Genomic DNA, 21,162 nt, shown 5'->3' with positions numbered 1-21,162 from the left:
GCCAGGCTCAGACCAGCTCAGGACAGCTGTGCCAGCAGCTCCAGCGCCTGATCCAGCTCCCGCTCCTCGGAGAGCTCAGCCTGCTGGATATGGCGGATGCGCCCTTCGGCGTCGCAGAAGAAGCTGACCCGCTGGGAGGCGCCGAGGTCGGCGTCGAAGGCCCCGAAAGCCGCTGAGATCTCCCCGTGGGGCCAGAAGTCGCTGAGCAGATCGAAGCCCACGGGCTCCCCCTGGGCACCGGCCTGATCCTGCAGATGCTCGGCGTAAGCGCGCAACGAATGCATCGCATCGCAGCTGACGGCCAACACCCGCACATCATGGGCGGCGACCTCGGACCAGCGGGCATGCAGCTGAGCCAGCTCAGCGCCGCAGACTCGGCTGAAGGCGAAGGGATAGAACATCACCCACGACGCCGCACCGTGAAGATCCGCAGAACGAACAGTCTCCCCGTACTGGTTCCGTGCGGCGAACTCCGGCATGGCGCTGCCCACTGGCAGCGGCTGCGCAGAACCGGCGCCCGAGGGGACCGTCCCGACGCCGGGAGTGCTCACTTGCGGGAGACCAGCTTGGTGGCCGCCCAGTTCGCGCTCACACCCGCCGAGGAGGTCACGTGCAGGCCCGCGTTGGGAGCCGCATCCTGGATCTCGACGGGAGCCACATAGCCCTCACGGCCCGACCGCGGAGTCAGCAGCCAGACTACGCCGCCCTCATCCAGAGTGGTCAGCGAGTCCACCAGCGCATCGGTGAGATCGTCATCACCCTCGCGGAACCACAGCAGGACCGCGTCCACGACCTCCTGCTCGTCCTCATCGATCAGCTCCTCGGCCAGACGGGCCTCGAGGGCATCGCGGAACTCATCGTCGACGTCGTCGTCCACGCCGATCTCCTGGACGAGGAATTCCTTGGTGAACCCCAGTTCCTCCAACAGGTCCGATGTGTCCACCACATTGGCGTCCGCATCGTACTTCTGGCCTGCTGCTGCGCTGACCGGTTCCTCGGCAGCTGAAGCCTGACTCACCAGAGGTTCCCTCTCTCTCAATATCCCGCGTGGTCGATCGTCTCTGCATGGTTGACAAGTGCTGGGCCACACTGTGACCAGCTCTCCCCATACGTTACGCGGACAGCGCGCTGTTCGGGAAGTGCAACCCGGCACGTTCCGGGTAGAGTTGCCGTGAAGAAAAAGAGGCCCCAACATCCGGTGACCCTGGTGGGGGCCTCAAGGAAACCCTTTTGAAAGAGGTACCCGTGAGCGCTGGTGAAGAGAACACCCACATTCGCAGCGGCCTGACGAATCAGCTTCCGGACCATGATCCGGAGGAGACCCAGGAGTGGCTGGAGTCATTCGACCAGCTCGTCGAAGCCCACGGCACCGAACGTGCCGAATACATCATCCGCACCCTGCTGCAGCGTGCCGGTGCACGGTCCATCGACTACCCGATGGTCACCACCACCGACTACGTCAACACTATCCCCAAGGATCAGGAGCCGCAGTTCCCCGGCGATGAGGAGATGGAGCGCCGCTACCGCCGCATCCTGCGGTGGAACGCAGCAGTGATGGTCCACCGGGCTCAGCGCGAGGACATCGGCGTGGGAGGCCACATCTCCTCCTACGCAGGTGTCTCCACCCTCTACGAAGTCGGCCACAACCACTTCTTCCGCGGCCAGGACCACCCCGGCGGCGGTGACCAGATCTTCTTCCAGGGCCACTCCTCCCCGGGCAACTACGCCCGTGCCTTCCTCGAGGGCCGCCTCACTGAGGACCAGCTCAACGGGTTCCGCCAAGAGGTCTCCAAGTCCCCCAACGGGCTGAGCTCCTACCCGCACCCGCGCCTGATGCCCGAGTTCTGGCAGTTCCCCACGGTGTCCATGGGCATCGGCCCGATGAACGCCATCTACCAGGCGCAGTTCAACCGCTACCTGCACAACCGCGGCATCAAAGACACCTCCGACCAGAACGTCTGGGCCTTCCTCGGCGACGGCGAGATGGACGAGCCCGAGTCCCGCGGGCTGCTGCAGCTGGCAGCCAACGAGAAGCTGGACAACCTCCACTTCGTGATCAACTGCAACCTGCAGCGCCTCGACGGCCCGGTGCGCGGCAACGGCAAGATCGTCCAGGAGCTGGAAGGCTTCTTCCGCGGCGCCGGCTGGAACGTCATCAAGGTCCTCTGGGGCCGCGAGTGGGACCAGCTGCTGGACAAGGACGACGACGGCGAGCTGGTCCGGATCATGAACGAGACCCTCGACGGCGACTACCAGACCTATAAGGCAGAGTCCGGCGAATTCGTCCGCGAGCACTTCTTCGGCCGCGCGGCGAAGACCAAAGAGATGGTCCAGGACATGTCCGACGACGAGATCTGGGGGCTCAAGCGCGGCGGCCACGACTACCAGAAGGTCTACGCCGCCTATCAGGCAGCCGCGGAGACCGAGGGCAAGCCCACCGTCATCTTGGCCCAGACCGTCAAGGGCTACGGCCTCGGCCCGAGCTTCGAGGGACGCAACGCGACCCACCAGATGAAGAAGCTCACCGTGGACGACATGAAGCGCTTCCGCGACACCCTGCGCATCCCCATCAGCGATGAGCAGCTCGAGGCCGACCCCTACAACGTGCCCTACTACCACCCGGGCGAGGGCTCCGAGGAGATCGCCTACCTCAAGGAGCGCCGCAAGGAGCTCGGCGGCTCGCTGCCCGAGCGCCGCGTGCCGCGCAACACCCTGAACATGCCCGACCAGAAGGTCTTCGACGGCGCCAAGAAGGGCTCCGGCAAGCAGAAGGCCGCCACCACCATGGCGCTGGTCCGGCTGCTCAAGGACCTCATGCGGGACAAGAACGTGGGCGAGCGGATCGTCCCGATCATCCCGGACGAGGCCCGCACCTTCGGGATGGACTCCTTCTTCCCCACCGCGAAGATCTACAACCCCAAGGGTCAGAACTACCTCTCGGTGGACCGTGAGCTCATGCTCGCCTATAAGGAGTCCCCGCAGGGCAAGCTGCTGCACCCCGGCATCAACGAGGCCGGCGCCACTGCGGCCTTCACTGCCGCGGGCACCAGCTACGCCACCCACGGCGAGCCGATGATCCCGTTCTACATCTTCTACTCGATGTTCGGGTTCCAGCGCACCGGCGACTCCTTCTGGGCCGCCGCCGACCAGATGACCCGCGGGTTCATCATCGGCGCTACCGCAGGCCGCACCACCCTGACCGGTGAGGGCCTGCAGCACGCCGACGGGCACTCCCCGCTCCTGGCCGCCACCAACCCGGCGGTCAAGCACTTCGACCCGGCCTTCGGCTACGAGATCGCCCACATCATGCAGAACGGCATCTACGAGATGTACGGCGACCACGACGGCGATCACAACGTCATGTATTACCTCACGGTGTACAACGAGCCGGTCATCCACCTCCCCGAGCCCGAGGGTGTGGACGTCGAAGGCATCAAGCGCGGCATCTACCGCCTCTCCACCTCCCAGAAGGAGGGCCCTAAGGTCCAGCTGCTGGCATCCGGGGTCTCCGTGCCCTGGGCACAGGAGGCCGCCGAGATCCTCGCCGAGGACTGGGGCGTCTCCGCCGACATCTGGTCGGTCACCTCCTGGAACGAGCTGCGCCGCCAGGGCCTGCAGGTCGAACAGGAGGCCATGCTCAACCCGGAGAAGGAGCCGGAGATCCCGTTCGTCACCCAGCAGCTCCAGGGCGCTGAGGGACCGATCGTCGCCTCCACTGACTACTCCGCAGCAGTGCCGGACCAGATCCGTCAGTTCGTACCGAACACCTTCGCCTCCCTGGGCGCAGACGACTTCGGCTTCTCTGACACCCGTGCCGCAGCGCGCCGTCATTTCAAGATCGACGCGCACTCCATGGTGGTCCGGGCCCTGCAGCTCCTGGCCGAAGAGGGAGCGGTCGACAAGTCCGCTCCGGCCGAAGCTCTGAAGAAGTACGACCTGAACAACGTCAACGCCGGAACCTCCGGTGAGACCGGAGGCGACGCCTGATCTGATTCGGGGCTGATCGTCGAAAGCGGCAGAGAACTCTCCTTCCTTAGCTCGCGAAGCGCACCGCGCTGGCGCGCGTTGCGAAACCCTTCGCTCACACAAGGGATCCTGGAGAGTCCTCTGCCGCTTTCTCGTGCTCGGACGCGTCTCACCCTGCCGCGGTCGCGGGAAGATCGGCTGGGAGCAGACGGTGTCCTGGCGGGGGTTTCCCGGTGAGTGCCGTTCGGGATGAGGGTGGGTTTGTAGGGTCTGTACAATCCTTGGCATGTCTCCTGCGCCGCAGCTTCCTCCTGCCGTCCATGTCTCCGAGGAGGCGCTCCAGGTCCTGAAGTCCCATTCGGGCTCGCTGACGAACGCGGTGAATGCGCATCTGGAGTCGACGCTGTCCTGGTATAAGCAGCTGTCCACCGATGAGCGGGCCTCGCTGCGGCTCATCGCACAGCGGGGCATCCAGGGGCTGGCCAACTGGTTGGAGCACTCTGAGGCTCGGTCGCTGCCGCTGGTCAACGAGCTGCTGGGGCCCGCCCCCACCGAGCTGATGCGCACCATCTCCCTGCAGCGGGCGCTGCAGCTCATCCGCACCATCGTCGAGGCCGTGGAACAGCGGCTCCCCGGCCTGGTGCCGGAGTCGGACCAGCGGGTCATGCTGGAGGCCGTGCTGCGCTATTCCCGCGAGGTGGCCTTCGCCATCGCCGATGTCTACGCCCGTGCCGCGGAATCGCGCGGCGCCTGGGACTCGCGGCTCGAGGCTCTGCTGGTGGATGCGGTGCTGCGCGGGGAACCGGAGGAACAGATCGCCTCACGCGCCGCCGCCGTCGGGTGGAACAGCTCCACCTCAGTGGTCGTCGTCGTGGGTGCCGCCCCGGATCAGGCCGATGCCGTGTTCATGAGTCACCTGCGGCGCCAATGCGTGCGCTTCGCCTCCGATGCCGTGGTGGGTGTCCAGGGCGATCGCCTGGTGCTCTTCCTGGGCGGAGTCACCGACCTCAAGGATGGTTTCGAGCGCATCCTCAGCCGCTTCGGTCCCGGCCATGTGGTCTACAGCCAGACCGAGGGCACCATCGCCCAGGCCCACCGCTGCGCCCAGGCCGCCTACTCCGGCTACACCGCCGCCGATGCCTGGACCGAGGCACCCCAGCCCGTGGCCGCCGAGGACCTGCTGCCCGAGAGGGCGCTGGCCGGCGACGCCACGGCCAAGGAGTCGCTGCGCGGCGCCATCTTCGCCCCGCTGCAGGAGGCCGGCAACGGCCTGCTGGAGACCGCCACGGCCTATATCAACGGCGGGCACTCCCTGGAGGCCACCGCCCGGGGACTCTTCGTCCACCCGAACACCGTGCGCTACCGGCTGCGTCGGATCTGCGACATCACCGGATGGGATCCTATGCTCCCCCGCGACGCCTATGTCCTGCAGACCGCTCTGGCCGTGGGTCGACTATTCTGAGCGCAGTTGTAGGATTGCTACAAACGTCACGGGGCAGCTTGGTCGTCGCATGACCCGCTTCGAACCCTCCCGATATGGAAAGTTGGAACTGTGCTAGCAATCGTATGTCCAGGACAGGGATCGCAGACCCCCGGCTTCCTCTCCACATGGCTGGAGCAGGAGGCATCGGCTGAGCGCCTGAACAGCTATGCCGAGGCATCCGGCATCGACCTGAAGACCCACGGCACCGTCTCCGACGAGGACACCATCCGGGACACCGCAGTGGCCCAGCCGCTGATCGTCGCGGCCTCGCTGCTCTCGGCCCACGCGCTGGGAGTCTCCGAGCTCCCGGCGGACAAGGTGCTCTTCGCCGGCCACTCGGTGGGCGAGGTTCCCGCCTCCGCACTGGCCGGAGTGCTCAGCGACGAACAGGCCCTGCAGATGATCGCCGTGCGCGCCGCCGGTATGGCCGAGGCCTCCGCCGCTGCGCCCACCGCCATGGCAGCCGTGGTCGGCGGTGTGGAGGACGAGGTCCGCCAGGCCATCGCCGACGCCGGGCTGACCGCGGCCAATGCCAACGGCCCCGGCCAGATCGTGGCCGCAGGTTCCGCCGAGCGCATCAAGAGCCTCGAGGAGAACGCCCCGGCCCGCTCACGGGTCATCCCGCTGAGCGTGGCCGGCGCCTTCCACACCGAATACATGGCCGGCGCCCAGGAGAAGCTCGCGGCGGCTGTGGGGGATCTCCAGCCCGCCGACGCTGCCCACACCCTGCTGTCCAACCGCGACGGTGAGATCGTCAGCTCCGGCCAGGAGGTACTGGACCGCCTGGTGGATCAGGTCACCCGCCCGGTGCGTTGGGACCTGTGCATGGAGGCGATGAAGGCACAGGGCGTGACCGGCATCCTGGAGCTGCTGCCCGGCGGAACGCTCACCGGCCTCGCCAAACGCGGCTTCAAGGGCGTGAAGTCCTTCGCTGTGAAGGCCCCGGAGGACCTCGACGCCGCCCGCGAGTTCATCGCAGAACACACCCATGCCGCCGTCTCCGAGGACTCCTAAGTGACCGCCACCCTGAACCAGCCGACCCCCGTGGCCGCCACCCAGGTCATGGGCCTGGGCGCGTACCGCCCCACCGAGATCGTCGACAATGAGCAGATCTGCCAGTGGATCGACTCCTCGGACGAATGGATCCGCAAGCGCACCGGCATTCAGACTCGGCACCGGGCCCCCGCCGACGTCTCGGTCACCGATATGGCAGAAGGTGCTGCCCGTGAGGCTCTGGAGCAGGCAGGCCTCCAGGGTTCGGACCTGGACGCGGTGATCATCTCCACGGTGACCCACCCCTTCCAAACGCCCTCTGCGGCGGCTGACCTGGCCCACCGGCTCGGAGCCACCCCCGCGGCGGCCTTCGACGTCTCCGCCGCCTGCGCGGGCTACTGCTACGGCGTGGCCCAGGCCGACGCTCTGGTCCGCTCCGGGCTTGCCGAGCACGTGCTGGTCATCGGTGCGGAGAAGCTCTCCGACTTCATCGACAACCACGAGCGCACCATCAGCTTCCTGCTGGGCGACGGCGCCGGCGCCGTGGTGATCGGCCCCTCGGCGACCCCGGGCATCTCCCCCAGCATCATCCGCTCCAACGGCGAGAAGTGGGAGACCATCTCTATGGAGAGCTCCCTGCTGAACTTCCGCGACACCCTGGCCGAGGCCCGCCGCGCCCAGGACGCCTCCGCGCTGCTGGACACAGAGAATCGCCTGTGGCCCACGCTGCGCCAGGAGGGCCAGACCGTGTTCCGCTGGGCCGTCTGGGAGATGGCCAAGGTGGCCCAGGAGGCCCTGGACGTCGCCGGCATCACCGCTGATGACCTCTCGGCCTTCGTCCCGCACCAGGCCAACATCCGGATCATCGATGAGATGGTCAAGCAGCTCGAGCTGCCCGAATCTGTGCTGGTGGGACGCGACATCGTCGATGCCGGCAACACCTCGGCGGCCTCCATCCCGCTGGCCCTGCACCGTCTGGCCAAGGAGAACCCCGAGATCTCCGGCGGCTACGCCCTGCAGATCGGCTTCGGCGCCGGCCTGGTCTACGGCGCCCAGGTGATCCGGATCCCCTGATCCGAGCCCTGCCCCACAGTTGTCCCTGTCCGTCCAAGAACACCCAACCCCGAAAGGAGCCCGCCGTGGCTGATAAGAACGAGATCCTCGCCGGACTGGCCGAGATCGTCAACGAGGAGACCGGCCTGGAGACCGAGGAGGTCCAGCTTGACAAGTCCTTCACCGAGGACCTGGACATCGACTCCATCTCCATGATGACCATCGTGGTCAACGCTGAGGAGAAGTTCGACGTGAAGATCCCGGACGAAGAGGTCAAGAACCTCTCCACCGTGGGCGACGCCGTCGACTTCATCGCCAACGCCCAGGGCTGACTCGATGTGCGGGCGGGTTTCGCCCTGCCCGCACATCTCTTGCCACTCCATACGCTATCCAGAGGTAGATCCATGACTCGCCTTGTCATCACCGGCCTCGGCGCCACCACCCCCATCGGCGGCGACGTCCCCACCCTGTGGGAGAACGCGCTGGCCGGCACCCCCGGAGCCAAGACCCTCGAGCACGAGTGGGTGGAGAAGTACGAGCTTCCCGTCACCTTCGCCGCCGAGGTCGCCGTCGAGCCCTCTGAGGTGCTCGCACGGCCGGAGACCCGTCGTATGGACCGCTCCACCCAGCTGGGCATGGTCGCCGCGCGGCAGGCCTGGGCCGACGCCGGCCTGGAGGAGACCGAAGTGGACGGCGAACGTCTGGCGGTCTCCTTCGCCACCGGAATCGGCGGTGTGTGGACCCTGCTGGATGGCTGGGACACCCTGCGCGAGAAGGGTCCGCGGCGCGTCATGCCGATGACCGTTCCGATGCTGATGCCCAACGGTGCGGCCGGGGCGATCAGCCTGGAGCTGGGCGCGAAGGCAGGTGCTCGCACCGCCGTCTCCGCCTGCGCCTCCGGTGTGGAGTCTCTGGACCTGGCCATCGAGCTGCTGCGCTCCGGAGAGGCCGATGTGGTCATGGCCGGAGGCACTGAGGGTGCCATCCACCCGTTCACCCTGGCGGCATTCTCCTCCATGCAGGCGCTGTCCAAGCGCAATGATGACCCGGCGGCGGCCTCCCGCCCCTACGACGTGGACCGCGACGGCTTCGTCATGGGTGAGGGTGCCGGCGCCCTGGTCATCGAGACCGAGGAGCACGCCAAGGCGCGCGGCGCTCGGATCTACGCTGAGCTGGCAGGCTCCGGGGTCACCTCGGATGCCCACCACATCACCGCACCGGATCCGGACGCCCTGGGGGCCACCCGTGCGCTGCGCAAGGCGTTGGAGGCTGCCGGGGCCGCCCCGGAGGACGTCACCCACGTCAACGCCCATGCCACCTCCACCCCGGTGGGCGATAAGCCCGAGTTCGGGGCGATGAAGGCGGCCTTCGGCGATCACCTGGAGAACGTCTGCGTCTCGGCCACAAAGTCCCAGACCGGTCACCTGCTCGGTGCCGCCGGCGCAGTGGAGTCGGTGCTGACGGTCAAGGCCCTGCAGGAGCGCAAGGCCCCGGTGACCATCAACCTGGACAACCAGGATCCGGAGATGCCGCTGAATGTGGTGACCGGGACTCCGCGCGAGCTGAGCTCCGGCGACCAGATGGCAGTGTGCAACTCCTTCGGCTTCGGCGGACACAACGCCGTCGCCGCTTTCCGGACCTACTGAGTCGGCAGGACCCGCAAAGCATATACAGAAGGGCCCCGGTGAGAGATCGTCAGATCTCTTACCGGGGCCCTTCTCGCGTATGGGAAGCGCCGCCGCATGGGAAGCGAACAGACCCGTGGAGGTGGGCCTTTCTCGCGGCAGGTCTTACATCAGGCTCAGCCTCAGCCCACCTGGTGCAGCCAGCGCACGGGGGCGCCCTCTGCGGCGTGACGGAAGGTCTCCAGCTCCTCGTCCCAGGCCTCGCCGAGTGCCAGGGAGAGCTCCTGGTAGACCACAGTGGGGTCACCGGCGCCCATCTCGTAGGCGTAGCGGATGCGGTCCTCAGAGACCACGATGTTGCCGTGGACGTCGGTGGTGGCGTGGAAGATGCCCAGCTCAGGCGTGTGGGACCAGCGGCTGCCATCGCAGCCGGGTGAGGGATCCTCGGTGACCTCGAAGCGCAGATGAGAGAGGCTGCGCAGAGTGGACGCCAGGGTGGCGCCGATGCCCTGCGTGCCCTGCCAGGTCAGTTCCGCCCGGTAGGATCCGGGCGCGGCGGGCTGGGGGTTCCATTCGAAATCCACTCGGGCGTCGACGACCGAAGACACTGCCCATTCGACATGCGGGCAGAGCGCGGCCGGCGCCGAGTGGATGTGCAGGACACCCCGTGCCGTGTGATCAGACATATCCATCCTCCACAGTTGCTGTTGGTACGTCTTCCCCTACGACCGACAGCTGACCATCTGTGGATGGCGGATCATGCACTGATGAAGTTGTTCCGCGCTCATCTTAACAGAGTCGCCGGCGATTGACACCCATCTGATCAGGCGCGCGGGTGGGAGCGTCCGTAGGCCTCCCGCAGCCGGTCCACTGAGACATGGGTGTAGATCTGTGTGGTGGACAGTGAGGCATGGCCCAGCAGCTCCTGGACCGTGCGCAGATCGGCCCCTCCCTCCAGCAGATGGGTGGCCGCACTGTGCCGCAGCGCATGGGGGCCCCGAGCCGCCGTCGTACCCAGCGCCTCGAGCTGATCGTCCACGACCTTGCGCACCACACGCACATCGATCCGGCGTCCACGGCGTCCCAGGAACAGCGCCTGGCCGGAGTCCTGCCCGGCGAGCTCCGGACGTCCTTCCTCGACCCACTGCTGCACGGCCCGTTCGGCCGGAGCTCCGAAGGGAACCATCCGCTCCTTATTGCCCTTGCCCAGGACCCGCACCATCCTGCGGTCCGAGACGAAGGAGCTCAGGTCCAGCCCGGCCAGCTCCGAGACGCGCATGCCGGTGGCGTAGAGCAGCTCGACCATGGCCTCATCGCGCAGCGTCATCGCATAGGTCGCAGGGGCCTGCTCACGGGCCTGCTCTCCAGCCTGGCTGCGCTCATGCAGCCGTTGGGTGAGCGTGTTGACGTGCTGCTGCTGGAGCACATCGGGCAGATGCGAGCTCCGCGAGGAGCTGCGCAACCGGACCGAAGGATCCTCGGGCAGGTGTCCTCGGCGGTGGGACCAAGCGGAGAAGGCCCGGACCGAGGCGATCTTCCGGTTGAGCGTGGACCGGCTGAGGCCCTGTTCGTGCAGATCCGCCAGCCATGCTCGGATCCGGGCGAGCCTGAGCCCCTCCAGGGGCCCCTGGCTCTGCACCAGCTGGGTCAGATCGCTGCGATAGGAACGGATGCTGTGCTCCGAGAGACCCCGCTCATGGACCAGGTGGGAGACGAACTCCTGAAGCAGGGGGTCCTGCTGCGGGGTGTCCTGGTCGCTGCTCGGCGGGGTCATATCTCGATTGTTTCCTCCACACCGAGCGATCCGCCCTGCACGACACGCCCGCCACTCCCCAGAACTGAGATTCCCGACCGCGATTCCTCCCCTCTGACCGCAGGCTGTCAGTGATGAGAGGAGAACACTGATGCGGACCAAGGACAGGACCGGGACCCTGGGCGAGGAGCTGGCGGCCGCGCATCTGCGCGAGGCCGGCCACACCGTGCTGCACCAGCGGTGGCGCTGCCGGGCCGGCGAGCTGGATCTGGTCACCCGAGATGAGGACACCCTGGTGGGCGTGGAGGTGAAGACCCGCCGCGGAACAGGCTTCGGCCACCCCTTGGAGGCCGTTGACGCGAAGAAGCGCGAACGCCTCTACCGGCTGCTGCTGGAGTATGCCGCAGACCAGGAGCTGCTGGCCGTGCCCCGGCGCCTGGACGTGATCGGGCTGATCCTGGCCCCGGACGGGAGCTGCCGGGAGCTCACCCATCTGCAGGATGTGCGCCCATGAGCATGGGACGCGCATCCGGTGTGGCGCTCATCGGCACCGAAGGGCACATGATCGAGGTGGAGGCGGACATCAGCCAGACCCTTCCGGCCTTCGTGCTGCTGGGCCTGCCTGATGCCTCCCTGAAGGAGAGCCAGGACAGGATCCGGTCCGCAGCCAACAACACCGGCCTGGCGCTGCCGCCGCGCAAGCTCACCATCAATCTGCTGCCCGCTCCCCTGCGGAAGTCCGGCTCCTCCCTGGACCTGGCGATCCTGATGAGCGCCTGGGCAGCTGACGGCCACGTCACCGGGACCGACGGGATCGTCTTCCTGGCTGAACTGGGACTGGACGGACGGCTGCGTCCTGTGCGCGGTGTGCTGCCAGCGGTGGCCTCGGCGGTGAAGACAGGGTTCAGCCGCGTGGTGGTCTCCCGCGGCAATGCGGCGGAGGCCGCGCTGGTCCCCGGTGCTGAGATCCTCGCCGGAGACCATGTGGCCGAAGTGGCCCATGCCTTCCGCAGCGCGACGTGGAAGCCGCTGCCCGGCGGCACACCGGAGCCTCTGGACCACCAGTGGGGAGGGAGCTCATCCACGCAGGTCACAGAACGCCTGGCGGACCGAGCGCCTGGCGAGGAGACCGCCGGTGCTGATGCCGGCTCCCCCGCGCTGCCGGATCTGGCCGAGGTGCATGGCCAGTATGAGGCGCGCTTCGCCCTGGAGGCCGCCGCCGCAGGCGGACACCACCTGCTGCTGGTGGGCCCTCCGGGTGCGGGCAAGACCATGATGGCGGAGCGGCTTCCGAGCATCCTGCCGCCCCTGGACGAGGAGGCCGCCATGGAGGTCACCGCCATCGCCTCCATCACGGCCAATGCCAAGACGGTGACCTCCCTGCAGCGCACGCCGCCCTTCGAATCCCCTCACCACAGCGCCAGTTCGGCGGCCATCGTGGGAGGGGGCTCCCGCGTGGCGGCACCGGGAGCGGTGACCCGAGCCCACCGCGGCGTGCTCTTCCTGGATGAGGCGCCTGAGCATTCCCGGCAGGTCCTGGACTCGCTGCGCCAACCCTTGGAGTCGGGCCATGTCTCACTGCACCGCTCCGCGGGCTCCGTCTCCTATCCTGCACGCTTCCAGCTGGTCATGGCGGCCAACCCCTGCCTGTGTGGGATGAACACCGGCGCGGGAACCCAATGCACCTGCACGGTCCTGCAGCGCCGGACCTATCTCTCCCGGATCTCCGGACCTCTCCTGGACCGGATCGACTGTCAGGTCCAGGTGGAGCGGCCCCGATCGGTCTCGCAGAGCTTGGAGTCCTCAGGCGAACCCTCCAGCGCCGTGCTGCAGCGGGTCATGCGGGCACGGGCCGCACAGCGGGAGCGCCTAGCTCCCTGGGGCCTGGAGATGAACAGTCAGGTGTCGCTGAAGCTGCTCTCCCACGGATTGAGGCTGCCCAAGGAGTCCACCGGTCTGCTGGATGAGGCCTTGGACCGGGCCGACCTCTCTTTGCGCGGCTATGTGCGGGTGCTGCGCCTGGCCTGGACGATCAGCGACATCACCGGAGAGGACCGTCCGGGAGAAGAACATATCGACGCCGCCATGCAGCTGCGCCAACAGCTGGGAGGTCCCGCATGAGCAGCGTGAGCGAGGGTCAGCATGAACAGCAGAGGAAGACTGAACAACAGGGGCCGCACGGGCAGGAAAGCCGGCACACCCAGGAGGAAGGGACGGACACTGTGGACGCTCAGGAGCACCTGCGCCGGATCCGAGCCGAACTGAGCAGGATCATCGAGCCCGGCGACCTGCTGGGCGGTGTGGTGGTGGACCATATGGGATGCTTCGAGGCACACGCCCTGATCTGCAGCGGAGAGTCACCCTCCGCCCGCCTGGTGCAGTCAGCGGCTGAGGCCGCGGAGGCCTTGGGGCTCAGCGGGCGTCAGCGCGACCTGCGTGAGGCGCTGGTCCGTTGGCGCACCCGGCAGGATCAGGCCGCAGGAGCCAGGGACCTGGCCACGCTGCGCAGACTCGGCGGCGGGATCCTGGTCCCGGAGGATCCGCAGTGGCCCGCTGGGCTGAAGGATCTCGGCCCAGCCGAGCCGCTGGCCCTGTGGTGGCGCCGGGACCGCTCCTCCCACCCGGTGGAGGCTCTGCCGGAGCTGCACCGCACAGTGGCCGTGGTCGGCTCCCGGGAGATCACCGACTATGGCGCCCGGGTGACCGCGGAGATCTCCGAAAGCCTGGCCGAACGGCAGGTATGCCTGCTCTCCGGAGGCGCTTACGGGGTGGATGCCGCCGTACACCGCGCCGCACTGCGGACCTGGGAGCATCGCGGAGAGGACACCCCGGTGGACTCGCCCCTTCCCACCATCGCTGTGCTGGCCGGCGGACTGGACCGGCTCTATCCGGCCGGCAACGACACGCTGCTGCGCGGAGTGGCTCAGGCCGGGCTGCTGCTGAGCGAATTGGCGCCGGGCTCCTCCCCCAGCAAGCACCGTTTCCTGCAGCGCAACCGGATCATCGCCGCCCTGGCCGCGGTGACCGTGGTCCCGGAGGCACGCTGGCGCAGCGGGGCGCAGAACACGGCCCATCATGCGCTGAGCCTGGGCAGGCCCGTGGGAGCAGTCCCCGGCAGCGTGTACTCCCCGCTCTCCGCAGGCTGCCACCGGCTTCTGCGGCACACGCCCACAGAGATGGTGCGCGACGCCGCCGATGTCGCCGAACTCATCGCCGGAGTCACCCCGGCCCCGGAGGTCGGACAGGCGAGACCGGGCCTGGCCGCCGCAGGAACGGCGGTCAGCTCCCAGCAGAGGCTTCCCCTGAGCCCCGGTGAGGAGGCGGAGGCGGCGGCAAGCCGTCCGGAGGATTCACTGGGAGAAGCGGACCGTCTGCTGCTGGACGCGCTGCCCAAACGACGACTCAGCGCACCGGGGAAGCTCTCCGAGGTGGCAGGACTGCCGATGCCCCAGGTCTTGGGCGGGCTGAGCAGGCTTCAGCGCAAGGGTCTGGCCCGATCGGTCAACGGCCAGTGGGGCAAAGCCCTCAGCCGCGCGTCCAGCTGAGACGCAGCTTGGGCCCAGACGCCGGTCCTGCTCAGACGCTGGTTCTACTCACACGCCCAGGTTCCAGCTCCGGCGATGGAAGGAGGTGGCTCCGCTGGTGGCCAACGCCTGCCGGTGTGCGGCCGAGCCGTAGCCGCGATTGGAGTGCCAGCCGTACTCCGGGTGGTCCACCGCCAACTCCTCCATCAGGCGGTCCCGCTCCACTTTGGCGATCACACTGGCGCAGGCCACTGTCAGACAGCGGACATCGGCTTTGACCTCGCAGCGGACACGTGCGGAGGTGCCACCGGTCAGCCAGTCGTGCGAACCGTCCAGGATGACTGCATCCAGCCGGGTGCCCAGCTGCTGCTCCACGGCGTTGAGCGCGGCCAGACCGGCGCTGCGCATGGCGGCACCGATCCCCACGGCGTCGATCTCCTCGGCCTGCCGGTGCTGCACGCTGAAGGCGGCGGCATGTTCGCAGATGATCGGAGACCAGCGGGTGCGGGCCTTGGCGGTCAGCAGCTTGGAGTCCCGGACCCCGTCCAGATGCTCCACCACTCCGGTCTCGGCCGAGACCTGCTGCAGCAACGGGTCGGCCATATCGAAGACGGAGACTCCGATGGTCACCGGACCGGCCAGGGCCCCTCGTCCGACCTCATCGACTCCTGCGATATAGCGCGAGCCGGTGGCCGCCGCCAGGCGCAGCTCCGGCAGCAGTGTTGCGTTCTCAGGCATTCTGCAGGCTCAGCCGTCCTCGGCCCGCGCCTCGTCCTCAGCGGGTGGCTCCTCGGGGACCTGTTCGAAGGGGTCCCGGTCGGACCCACCGCCGGCCCAGTTGTTCATCGGCCAGATGACCGCGGCCGAGCGTCCGATGATGTCGTCCATCGGCACCGCTCCCATATCCGGGTCGGAGGCGTGGGCGCGGGAGTCTGCCGAGGCGCTGCGGTGATCACCCAGCAGCCAGACCGAATCCTCGGGCACCGTCACCTCGAACTCCGTGGCGCTCGGTGCATCGCTGGGAAAGAGATAGGGCTCATCGATGGGCTCGCCGTTGACCAGGATCCGGCCCTCGTCGTCGCAGCACTCGATGTGGTCGCCCTCCATGCCGACCACACGCTTGACCACGTAGTGGGAGGAGGTGTCCGGCATCAGGCCCACGAAGATCATCGCGTCCTGGAAGGCGTTGGTCTCCGGTGCGGCGCCGCTGCCCCACCATTCGCGGGTGTCTTCGAAGACGACCACATCGCCGCGGTCGATATCCATGACCCCTGGGGCCAGCAGGTTGACCACGATCCGGTCGTCCACCTGGAGCGTCTCCTCCATGGACTCCGAGGGGATGTAGAAGGCGCGTAGGAAGAAGGTCTTCACCACGAAGGAGATCACGATGGCCAGCACGATCACGATCGCGCATTCGGTCACGAAGGACAGGAACGGGCTGCGTTCCTTCAGGGTGCCCCGGCGTTGGGAGGACTCCCGCCGCTGCCGGCGGGTCTGCGGTTCCTCTTCGCTCTCAGCCATCGTTCTCTCCGTTCTCGAGCCGGCGGCGATCATCCCAGGGCCAGAACACATCGGTCGCTCGTCCGATGATCCGATCTTCGCTGATCATACCCCCGCCGGGCGCTCCCAGCAGGGCACGGGAATCGATGGAGACCTCACGGTGATCGCCCATCACCCACACCCGTCCCGGCGGGACCGTGGATTCGAAGGAGGTGCCTGAGGCCGGCCTCTCTGCAGTGGGCGGAGTCTGCAGGTAGGGCTCCTCCAGCGGCTCGCCGTTGATGGACACCCGCCCCTGGTCATCGCAGCAGGCCACGGTGTCACCGCCCACAGCGATCACCCGCTTCACGTAGGTGTCCGGAGGGGACCCGATACCGAACCAGTGCCCCACCTGCTCCAGGGTCTGGACCAGCACGCCGGACTCGCCCTCATAGGGGGCGAAGGAGCCTGTTCCGTCGAAGACGATCAGGTCCCCGCGCTGAGCGCCGTCCTCATCCGGGTAGCCTTTCTCCACCAGGATCCGCTCGCCGTCGTCGAGGGTGGGGTGCATGGAGTCCTGGCTGACCGTATAGACATCGGCCACCAGACTGCGCAGCAGCACTGTGGCGATCAGCGCCAGCAGCACTGCGGCGCCGAAGAGGTGGCGAAGCTTCAGCCGTCGTGCCCCGCCGGCATGCGAAGAGCCCCGGGCCGGAAGCTCGGAGGCTTCGGGCCCAGGGCTCTTCTGAGAATTCATTCAGAGAATGATGTCAGCGCATGATGCGTCAGGCGAGGCTCAGGCCTCGGTGACTGCCTCGACGTCCTCGCCCTGCTGACGGGCGATGGCGGACTCGCGCTTCTCGGGGATGCGAGCAGCCTTACCGTGACGGTCACGCATGTAGTACAGCTTGGCACGACGCACATCACCGCGGGCAGCGACCTCGATCTTCTCGATGATCGGGGTGTGCACCGGGAAGGTGCGCTCCACGCCCACACCGAAGGAGATCTTGCGGACGGTGAAGGTCTCACCGACGCCGCGACCCTGGCGACCGATCACGTAGCCCTTGAAGACCTGGACACGAGTGGTCTTGCCCTCAATGATGTTCACGTGCACGTTGACGGTGTCGCCTGGGCCGAACTCCGGGATGTCGTTCCGCAGGCTGGCTGCGTCGACGAAGTCAAGCTTATGCATAGCTCTCTCCTCCAGGGATCTGCCACAGGTCAGTTCCCTGATATCAGGGACCCGGGCCGCACGCACAGGCATGCGGCACTGGTCTACAGTCTTGGGGTTCCGGGTTCGGCGGAATGCCGGCACCCGGGGCCCGTCTGTTGACGCCTCTCCCCTATGGCAGAGTCAGCGCCCAGCAGGCACAGGGGTCCATCCTACCTGGATTCGCGCTCCTGCGCGACCACATGGCGCGCCCAGATGTCAGGGCGTCCCTTCCGGGTCCGCAGCTCCTGCTGCTCACGCCGCCAGGCCGCGATCTTCGCGTGGTCTCCGGAGAGCAGGATCTGCGGGGTCTCGTGCCCGCGCCACTGCGCCGGTTTGGTATAGACGGGATATTCCAGCAGACCGTCGCCGGCATGGGATTCCTCGTCCAGAGACTCGGGGTTGCCGATGACGCCGGGAATCAGGCGAGTGATGGCCTCCGCCATCACCACGACGGCGGCCTCTCCCCCGTTGAGCACATAGTCGCCGATGCTCATCGGACGGACTTCGAAGTGGTCCTGGGCCCAGTCGCTGACCCGCTGGTCGATGCCTTCGAAGCGGCCTGCGGCGAAGACCAGGTGGTCCCGCTGCGCCAGCTCCTCGGCCGCGCGCTGGGTGAAGAGCTCGCCGGAGGGGGTGGGGATGATCAGCACGGGACGCTGCGAAGGGCCCGAGTCAGCCGCAGAATCGGACTCGCCGGCGTGGGGCTCAACGGCGTCACCGCCGGAAGCCTGCAGCACAGACTCCAGCGCCTGGGCGATGGGCTCTGGCTTCATGACCATGCCGGCACCACCTCCGGCGGGCGGGCTGTCCACCGTCCGGTGCTTATCGGTGGTGAAGTCCCGGGGCTGGATGCGGTTGACCTCCAGCAGGCCGTCCTGCTGGGCCCTGCCGATCAGCGAGAGGTCCAGGACGTCGAAGAATTCGGGAAAGATGGAGAGGAGGTCGATGCGCACCGCTGCCTCCTCAGAAGAGACCGTGGGGCGGGTCCAGAGTGATGACCTCGGCCTCCACGTCGATCTCAGGGACGAGCTCCTGGACGAAGGGCACCAGGACCTCCTCGCCCTCAGGGGTCTCCACGGCCAGCAGATCCTGAGCCGGTCCGGTGATCAGCTCGCGGACGGTGCCCAGGGTCTCCCCGGAGGGATCCACGCAGCGCAGGCCCTCGAGCTCGTGGCTGTACCACTCGTCAGCGTCGTCCTCAGGCTCTGCGGCCAGCTCCACGAAGAGCACGGAGCCGCGGAGGTTCTCGGCCGCAGTGCGGTCCCGGACCTCTTCGAAGCCCAGCAGGCAGATGGTCTTGTTCCAGCGCTGGGCCGAGACGGTCAGCTGCCGGGTGCTGCGATCGACGGTGTCCCTGCCCGGTTCGCGCAGCAGCACTGCACCGGGGGCCAGGCGCTGGGCCGGATCATCAGTGAAGAGCTGAACGGTGACTTCTCCCCGGACACCGTGGGGCTTGCCGACGCGAGCGACCCGCAGGCGCTCCCCCTCGGAAGGGGACGCCTGCGGGTCGCTTGCGGCTCGGTTATGTGTGGTCACGGCGGTATGACCGGTCAGCGGCGGTCGGTGTCGACCACGTCGACCCGGACGTTCTCGCCTCCCGGCAGGGCGGTGACCACAGTGCGCAGTGCCTTGGCGGTGCGCCCGGCACGGCCGATCACGCGGCCGAGGTCCTCGGGGTGCACGCGGACCTGAAGGACGTCGTGGCGCCGGCCGTTCTTGCGGCGGACATCCACATCGTCCGGGGAGTCCACGATGCCGCGGACCAGATGTTCCAGGGCGTCGGTGAGCACTGCGTCAGCAACCATGATTACTCGGCCTTCTCCTCAGCGGCTTCCTCAGAAGCCCCCTCCTCGGCAGGAGCCTCCTCAGCCTGCTCGGCAGGAGCCTCGGACTTCTCGACGATGACCGAACCCTTGGAGGGCACGACGTACTCCTCCTTGGCGGTCTTGGCCTTCAGAGTGCCCTCGGCACCCTCGATGCCCTTGAACTTCTGCCAGTCGCCGGTCACCTTCAGAAGAGCCAGCACCTGCTCAGTCGGCTGAGCGCCGACGGAGAGCCAGTACTGAGCACGCTCCGAGTTGATATCGATGAGCGAGGGCTCCTCAGTCGGGTGGTACTTGCCGATCTGCTCGATCGCAGCACCATCGCGCTTGGCCTTGGAGTCCATGACGACGACGCGGTAGAACGGTGCACGGATCTTACCCATGCGCTTCAGACGAATCTTGACTGCCACTTGTGTGGTTTCTCCTGTATGTCTTGGGGTGCGCCGAGGACCTGGTCTGCGTGGGGTATGCAAACAGCCATCGTCCTGCGCCAGAACGTTGGTCAGCATCGAGGGAGTAGAGGGTGCCCCGGACACTGAGCAAAGTACGTATTGATTTTGTCATAAGTCAGAGCTGAGCGCGATTCGGACAGGCCGGACCGCCGCACAGCTCTCACCAGGTCACTTGAGGTACTTCTCGAAGCCCTTCGGCAGGCTCAGGTTCGAGGGATCGAAGTCCTGCTCGCCGCCTCCGAAGCTGGATCCGTCCATGCGCTTCTCCGCGGCCTGTGCGCGGCGCTCTTCGGCCTCGCGGGCCTGCTGAGCGGCCTTCGCCGGGTTGCCGGACTTGGCCTTCTTCTTGTTCTTGCCGGCCTGCTTGCCCTTCTTCTTGCCTCCGCCGGCACCGCCTCCGGGCATTCCGCCCATCCCAGGCATGCCTGCGCCGCCGCCCGGCATCCCCGGCATACCACCTGGCATTCCGCCCCCGCCGCCGGCCATCTTCTTCATCATCTTCTGGGCCTGGCCGAAGCGCTCCAGCAGCTGGTTGACCTCAGAGACGTGGACGCCGGATCCCTTGGCGATGCGGGCGCGGCGCGAGCCGTTGATGATCTTGGGGGCCACCCGCTCATGCGTAGTCATGGAGTTGATGATGGCCTCGATGCGGTCCACCGAGGAGTCGTCGAACTGGTCCAGCTGCTGACGCATCCCCTGAGCGCCGGGCATCATGCCCAGCAGCTTCTTCATGGAGCCCATCTTCTTGAGCTGCTGCATCTGGGACCGGAAGTCCTCGAGGGTGAAGTCCTCCTGATCGGCGAACTTCTGGGCCATCTTGGCGGCCTCGTCCTTGTCCCAGCTGGCCTCGGCCTGCTCGATGAGCGAGAGCACATCGCCCATGTCCAGGATGCGCTTGGCCATACGGTCCGGGTGGAAGACCTCGAAGTCCTTCAGACCCTCACCGGTGGAGGCGTACATGACCGGCTTGCCGGTCACCTGCGCCACCGAGAGTGCGGCGCCGCCGCGGGCATCACCGTCGAGCTTGGTGAGGACCACGCCGGTGAAGTCCACGCCCTCGTTGAAGGCCTGGGCGGTGTTGACCGCATCCTGACCGATCATCGAGTCGATGACGAAGAGGGTCTCGTGGGCGCCCACCGCCGCCTTGATGTCTGCGGCCTGCTGCATCAGCTCCTGATCCACACCCAGGCGGCCTGCGGTATCGACGATGACGATGTCGTGCAGCTTGGACTGCGCCTCGGCCACGGCGTCCCGGGCCACCCTGACCGGATCCCCGGTGGGGGTCTCGGCCTCGGAGCTGATGCCCGGATGCGGGGCGTAGACCGGGACGCCGGCCCGCTCGCCGCCGACCTGCAGCTGGTTGACCGCGTTGGGGCGCTGGAGGTCACAGGCCGCGAGCATGGGGGTGTGTCCCTTGCCCTTCAGGTGCGCGGCCAGCTTGCCGGCCAGCGTGGTCTTACCGGCACCCTGCAGACCGGCCAGCATGATGACTGTGGGCGGATTCTTGGCCAGCTGCAGCTCGCGGGTCTCGCCGCCGAGGATGCCCTTGAGCTCCTCATTGACGATCTTGACGACCTGCTGACCGGGGTTCAGCGCCTCGGAGACCTCGGCACCCATTGCGCGGGCCTTGATCTTGGCGATGAACTCGCGGACCACCGGCACGGCCACATCGGCGTCGAGCAGCGCGCGGCGGATCTCGCGTGCGGTGCCATCGATGTCAGCCTCGCTGAGCCGGCCCTTGCCGCGGAGATTCTTGAACGTCGCTGTCAGGCGATCGGAGAGTGAGTTGAACACGTCG

22 protein-coding genes are annotated in these 21,162 nt (G+C 67.4%); 9 read left to right on the top strand and 13 right to left on the bottom strand.

Features of this window, described 5'->3' with window-relative positions; genetic code table 11:
- Nucleotides 1-17: 17 nt before the first annotated feature.
- Complete coding sequence (locus IEW85_RS07470; RefSeq protein WP_188684236.1) at nt 18-551, bottom strand: redoxin domain-containing protein; 534 nt, start codon at nt 549-551, stop codon at nt 18-20.
- The gene (locus IEW85_RS07465) at nt 548-946 is read right to left on the bottom strand and encodes a DUF3052 domain-containing protein (protein WP_373286554.1); all 399 of its coding nucleotides are present in this window, start codon (nt 944-946) and stop codon (nt 548-550) included. Before IEW85_RS07465 ends, IEW85_RS07470 begins: the two co-directional genes overlap by 4 nt.
- 299 nt (nt 947-1,245) lie before the next feature.
- Between IEW85_RS07465 and aceE the strand changes: the two genes are divergently transcribed.
- The 6 genes from aceE to fabF all read left to right on the top strand — a co-directional run bounded on the left by aceE (nt 1,246) and on the right by fabF (nt 9,141).
- Nucleotides 1,246-3,987: a pyruvate dehydrogenase (acetyl-transferring), homodimeric type gene (gene aceE / locus IEW85_RS07460; protein WP_188684232.1), complete on the top strand. Its 2,742-nt coding sequence runs from the start codon at nt 1,246-1,248 to the stop codon at nt 3,985-3,987.
- A 265-nt stretch (nt 3,988-4,252) separates the two neighbouring features.
- The gene (locus tag IEW85_RS07455; protein ID WP_188684230.1) at nt 4,253-5,428 is read left to right on the top strand and encodes a PucR family transcriptional regulator; all 1,176 of its coding nucleotides are present in this window, start codon (nt 4,253-4,255) and stop codon (nt 5,426-5,428) included.
- 90 nt (nt 5,429-5,518) lie between these two features.
- Nucleotides 5,519-6,463, top strand: a complete 945-nt coding sequence (locus tag IEW85_RS07450; protein ID WP_188684228.1) for an ACP S-malonyltransferase — start codon at nt 5,519-5,521, stop codon at nt 6,461-6,463.
- A 48-nt stretch (nt 6,464-6,511) separates the two neighbouring features.
- A complete protein-coding gene (locus tag IEW85_RS07445) occupies nt 6,512-7,516 on the top strand; it encodes a beta-ketoacyl-ACP synthase III (protein WP_188684320.1) in 1,005 nt (334 codons plus the stop codon).
- Nucleotides 7,517-7,581: 65 nt separating this feature from the next.
- A complete protein-coding gene (locus IEW85_RS07440) occupies nt 7,582-7,827 on the top strand; it encodes an acyl carrier protein (protein WP_188684226.1) in 246 nt (81 codons plus the stop codon).
- A gap of 72 nt (nt 7,828-7,899) precedes the next feature.
- Nucleotides 7,900-9,141 carry a beta-ketoacyl-ACP synthase II gene (gene fabF, locus IEW85_RS07435; protein ID WP_188684224.1) on the top strand — a complete coding sequence of 414 codons (1,242 nt, stop codon included), beginning with the start codon at nt 7,900-7,902 and terminating at the stop codon, nt 9,139-9,141.
- Between the two features lie 161 nt (nt 9,142-9,302).
- On the opposite strand, the gene IEW85_RS07430 is transcribed toward fabF, so the two are convergent.
- On the bottom strand, nt 9,303-9,806 hold the full coding sequence (locus tag IEW85_RS07430) for a DUF3145 domain-containing protein (protein WP_188684222.1): 504 nt from the start codon (nt 9,804-9,806) through the stop codon (nt 9,303-9,305).
- A gap of 137 nt (nt 9,807-9,943) precedes the next feature.
- Complete coding sequence (locus IEW85_RS07425; protein WP_188684220.1) at nt 9,944-10,894, bottom strand: tyrosine recombinase XerC; 951 nt, start codon at nt 10,892-10,894, stop codon at nt 9,944-9,946.
- 130 nt (nt 10,895-11,024) lie between these two features.
- On the opposite strand from IEW85_RS07425, the gene IEW85_RS07420 reads away from it, so the two are divergent.
- From IEW85_RS07420 to IEW85_RS07410, 3 genes are read left to right on the top strand one after another with little or no spacing between them, the layout of a single operon-like run.
- Nucleotides 11,025-11,387, top strand: a complete 363-nt coding sequence (locus IEW85_RS07420) for a YraN family protein (RefSeq protein WP_188684218.1) — start codon at nt 11,025-11,027, stop codon at nt 11,385-11,387.
- Nucleotides 11,384-12,994: a YifB family Mg chelatase-like AAA ATPase gene (locus IEW85_RS07415; RefSeq protein ID WP_188684216.1), complete on the top strand. Its 1,611-nt coding sequence runs from the start codon at nt 11,384-11,386 to the stop codon at nt 12,992-12,994. The genes IEW85_RS07420 and IEW85_RS07415 overlap by 4 nt, the downstream gene beginning before the upstream one ends.
- A complete protein-coding gene (locus tag IEW85_RS07410; protein ID WP_188684214.1) occupies nt 12,991-14,418 on the top strand; it encodes a DNA-processing protein DprA in 1,428 nt (475 codons plus the stop codon). The genes IEW85_RS07415 and IEW85_RS07410 overlap by 4 nt, the downstream gene beginning before the upstream one ends.
- Before the next feature lie 48 nt (nt 14,419-14,466).
- Here IEW85_RS07410 and rnhB read toward each other — a convergent pair whose 3' ends face one another.
- The 9 genes from rnhB to ffh form a co-directional block, all read right to left on the bottom strand.
- Nucleotides 14,467-15,135, bottom strand: a complete 669-nt coding sequence (rnhB, locus tag IEW85_RS07405; RefSeq protein WP_188684212.1) for a ribonuclease HII — start codon at nt 15,133-15,135, stop codon at nt 14,467-14,469.
- A 9-nt stretch (nt 15,136-15,144) separates the two neighbouring features.
- Nucleotides 15,145-15,918, bottom strand: coding sequence for a signal peptidase I (gene lepB / locus IEW85_RS07400; RefSeq protein WP_229658882.1), 774 nt, complete (start codon nt 15,916-15,918; stop codon nt 15,145-15,147).
- Nucleotides 15,911-16,633: a signal peptidase I gene (lepB, locus tag IEW85_RS07395; RefSeq protein ID WP_188684208.1), complete on the bottom strand. Its 723-nt coding sequence runs from the start codon at nt 16,631-16,633 to the stop codon at nt 15,911-15,913. The genes lepB (IEW85_RS07400) and lepB (IEW85_RS07395) overlap by 8 nt, the downstream gene beginning before the upstream one ends.
- 39 nt (nt 16,634-16,672) lie before the next feature.
- Complete coding sequence (gene rplS, locus IEW85_RS07390; protein WP_188684206.1) at nt 16,673-17,068, bottom strand: 50S ribosomal protein L19; 396 nt, start codon at nt 17,066-17,068, stop codon at nt 16,673-16,675.
- Nucleotides 17,069-17,259: 191 nt separating this feature from the next.
- On the bottom strand, nt 17,260-18,042 hold the full coding sequence (trmD, locus tag IEW85_RS07385) for a tRNA (guanosine(37)-N1)-methyltransferase TrmD (protein WP_188684204.1): 783 nt from the start codon (nt 18,040-18,042) through the stop codon (nt 17,260-17,262).
- A gap of 10 nt (nt 18,043-18,052) precedes the next feature.
- The gene (gene rimM, locus IEW85_RS07380; RefSeq protein WP_188684202.1) at nt 18,053-18,625 is read right to left on the bottom strand and encodes a ribosome maturation factor RimM; all 573 of its coding nucleotides are present in this window, start codon (nt 18,623-18,625) and stop codon (nt 18,053-18,055) included.
- Nucleotides 18,626-18,639: 14 nt separating this feature from the next.
- Nucleotides 18,640-18,879 carry an RNA-binding protein gene (locus IEW85_RS07375; RefSeq protein WP_188684318.1) on the bottom strand — a complete coding sequence of 80 codons (240 nt, stop codon included), beginning with the start codon at nt 18,877-18,879 and terminating at the stop codon, nt 18,640-18,642.
- Between the two features lie 17 nt (nt 18,880-18,896).
- A complete protein-coding gene (gene rpsP / locus IEW85_RS07370) occupies nt 18,897-19,322 on the bottom strand; it encodes a 30S ribosomal protein S16 (RefSeq protein WP_188684200.1) in 426 nt (141 codons plus the stop codon).
- Between the two features lie 210 nt (nt 19,323-19,532).
- Nucleotides 19,533-21,158: a signal recognition particle protein gene (gene ffh, locus IEW85_RS07365; RefSeq protein WP_188684198.1), complete on the bottom strand. Its 1,626-nt coding sequence runs from the start codon at nt 21,156-21,158 to the stop codon at nt 19,533-19,535.
- Between the last annotated feature and the right edge of the window lie 4 nt (nt 21,159-21,162).

The organism is Nesterenkonia cremea (genome assembly GCF_014642675.1).
GTDB lineage: Bacteria > Actinomycetota > Actinomycetes > Actinomycetales > Micrococcaceae > Nesterenkonia > Nesterenkonia cremea.
This window is presented reverse-complemented; position numbering and strand designations above follow the sequence as displayed.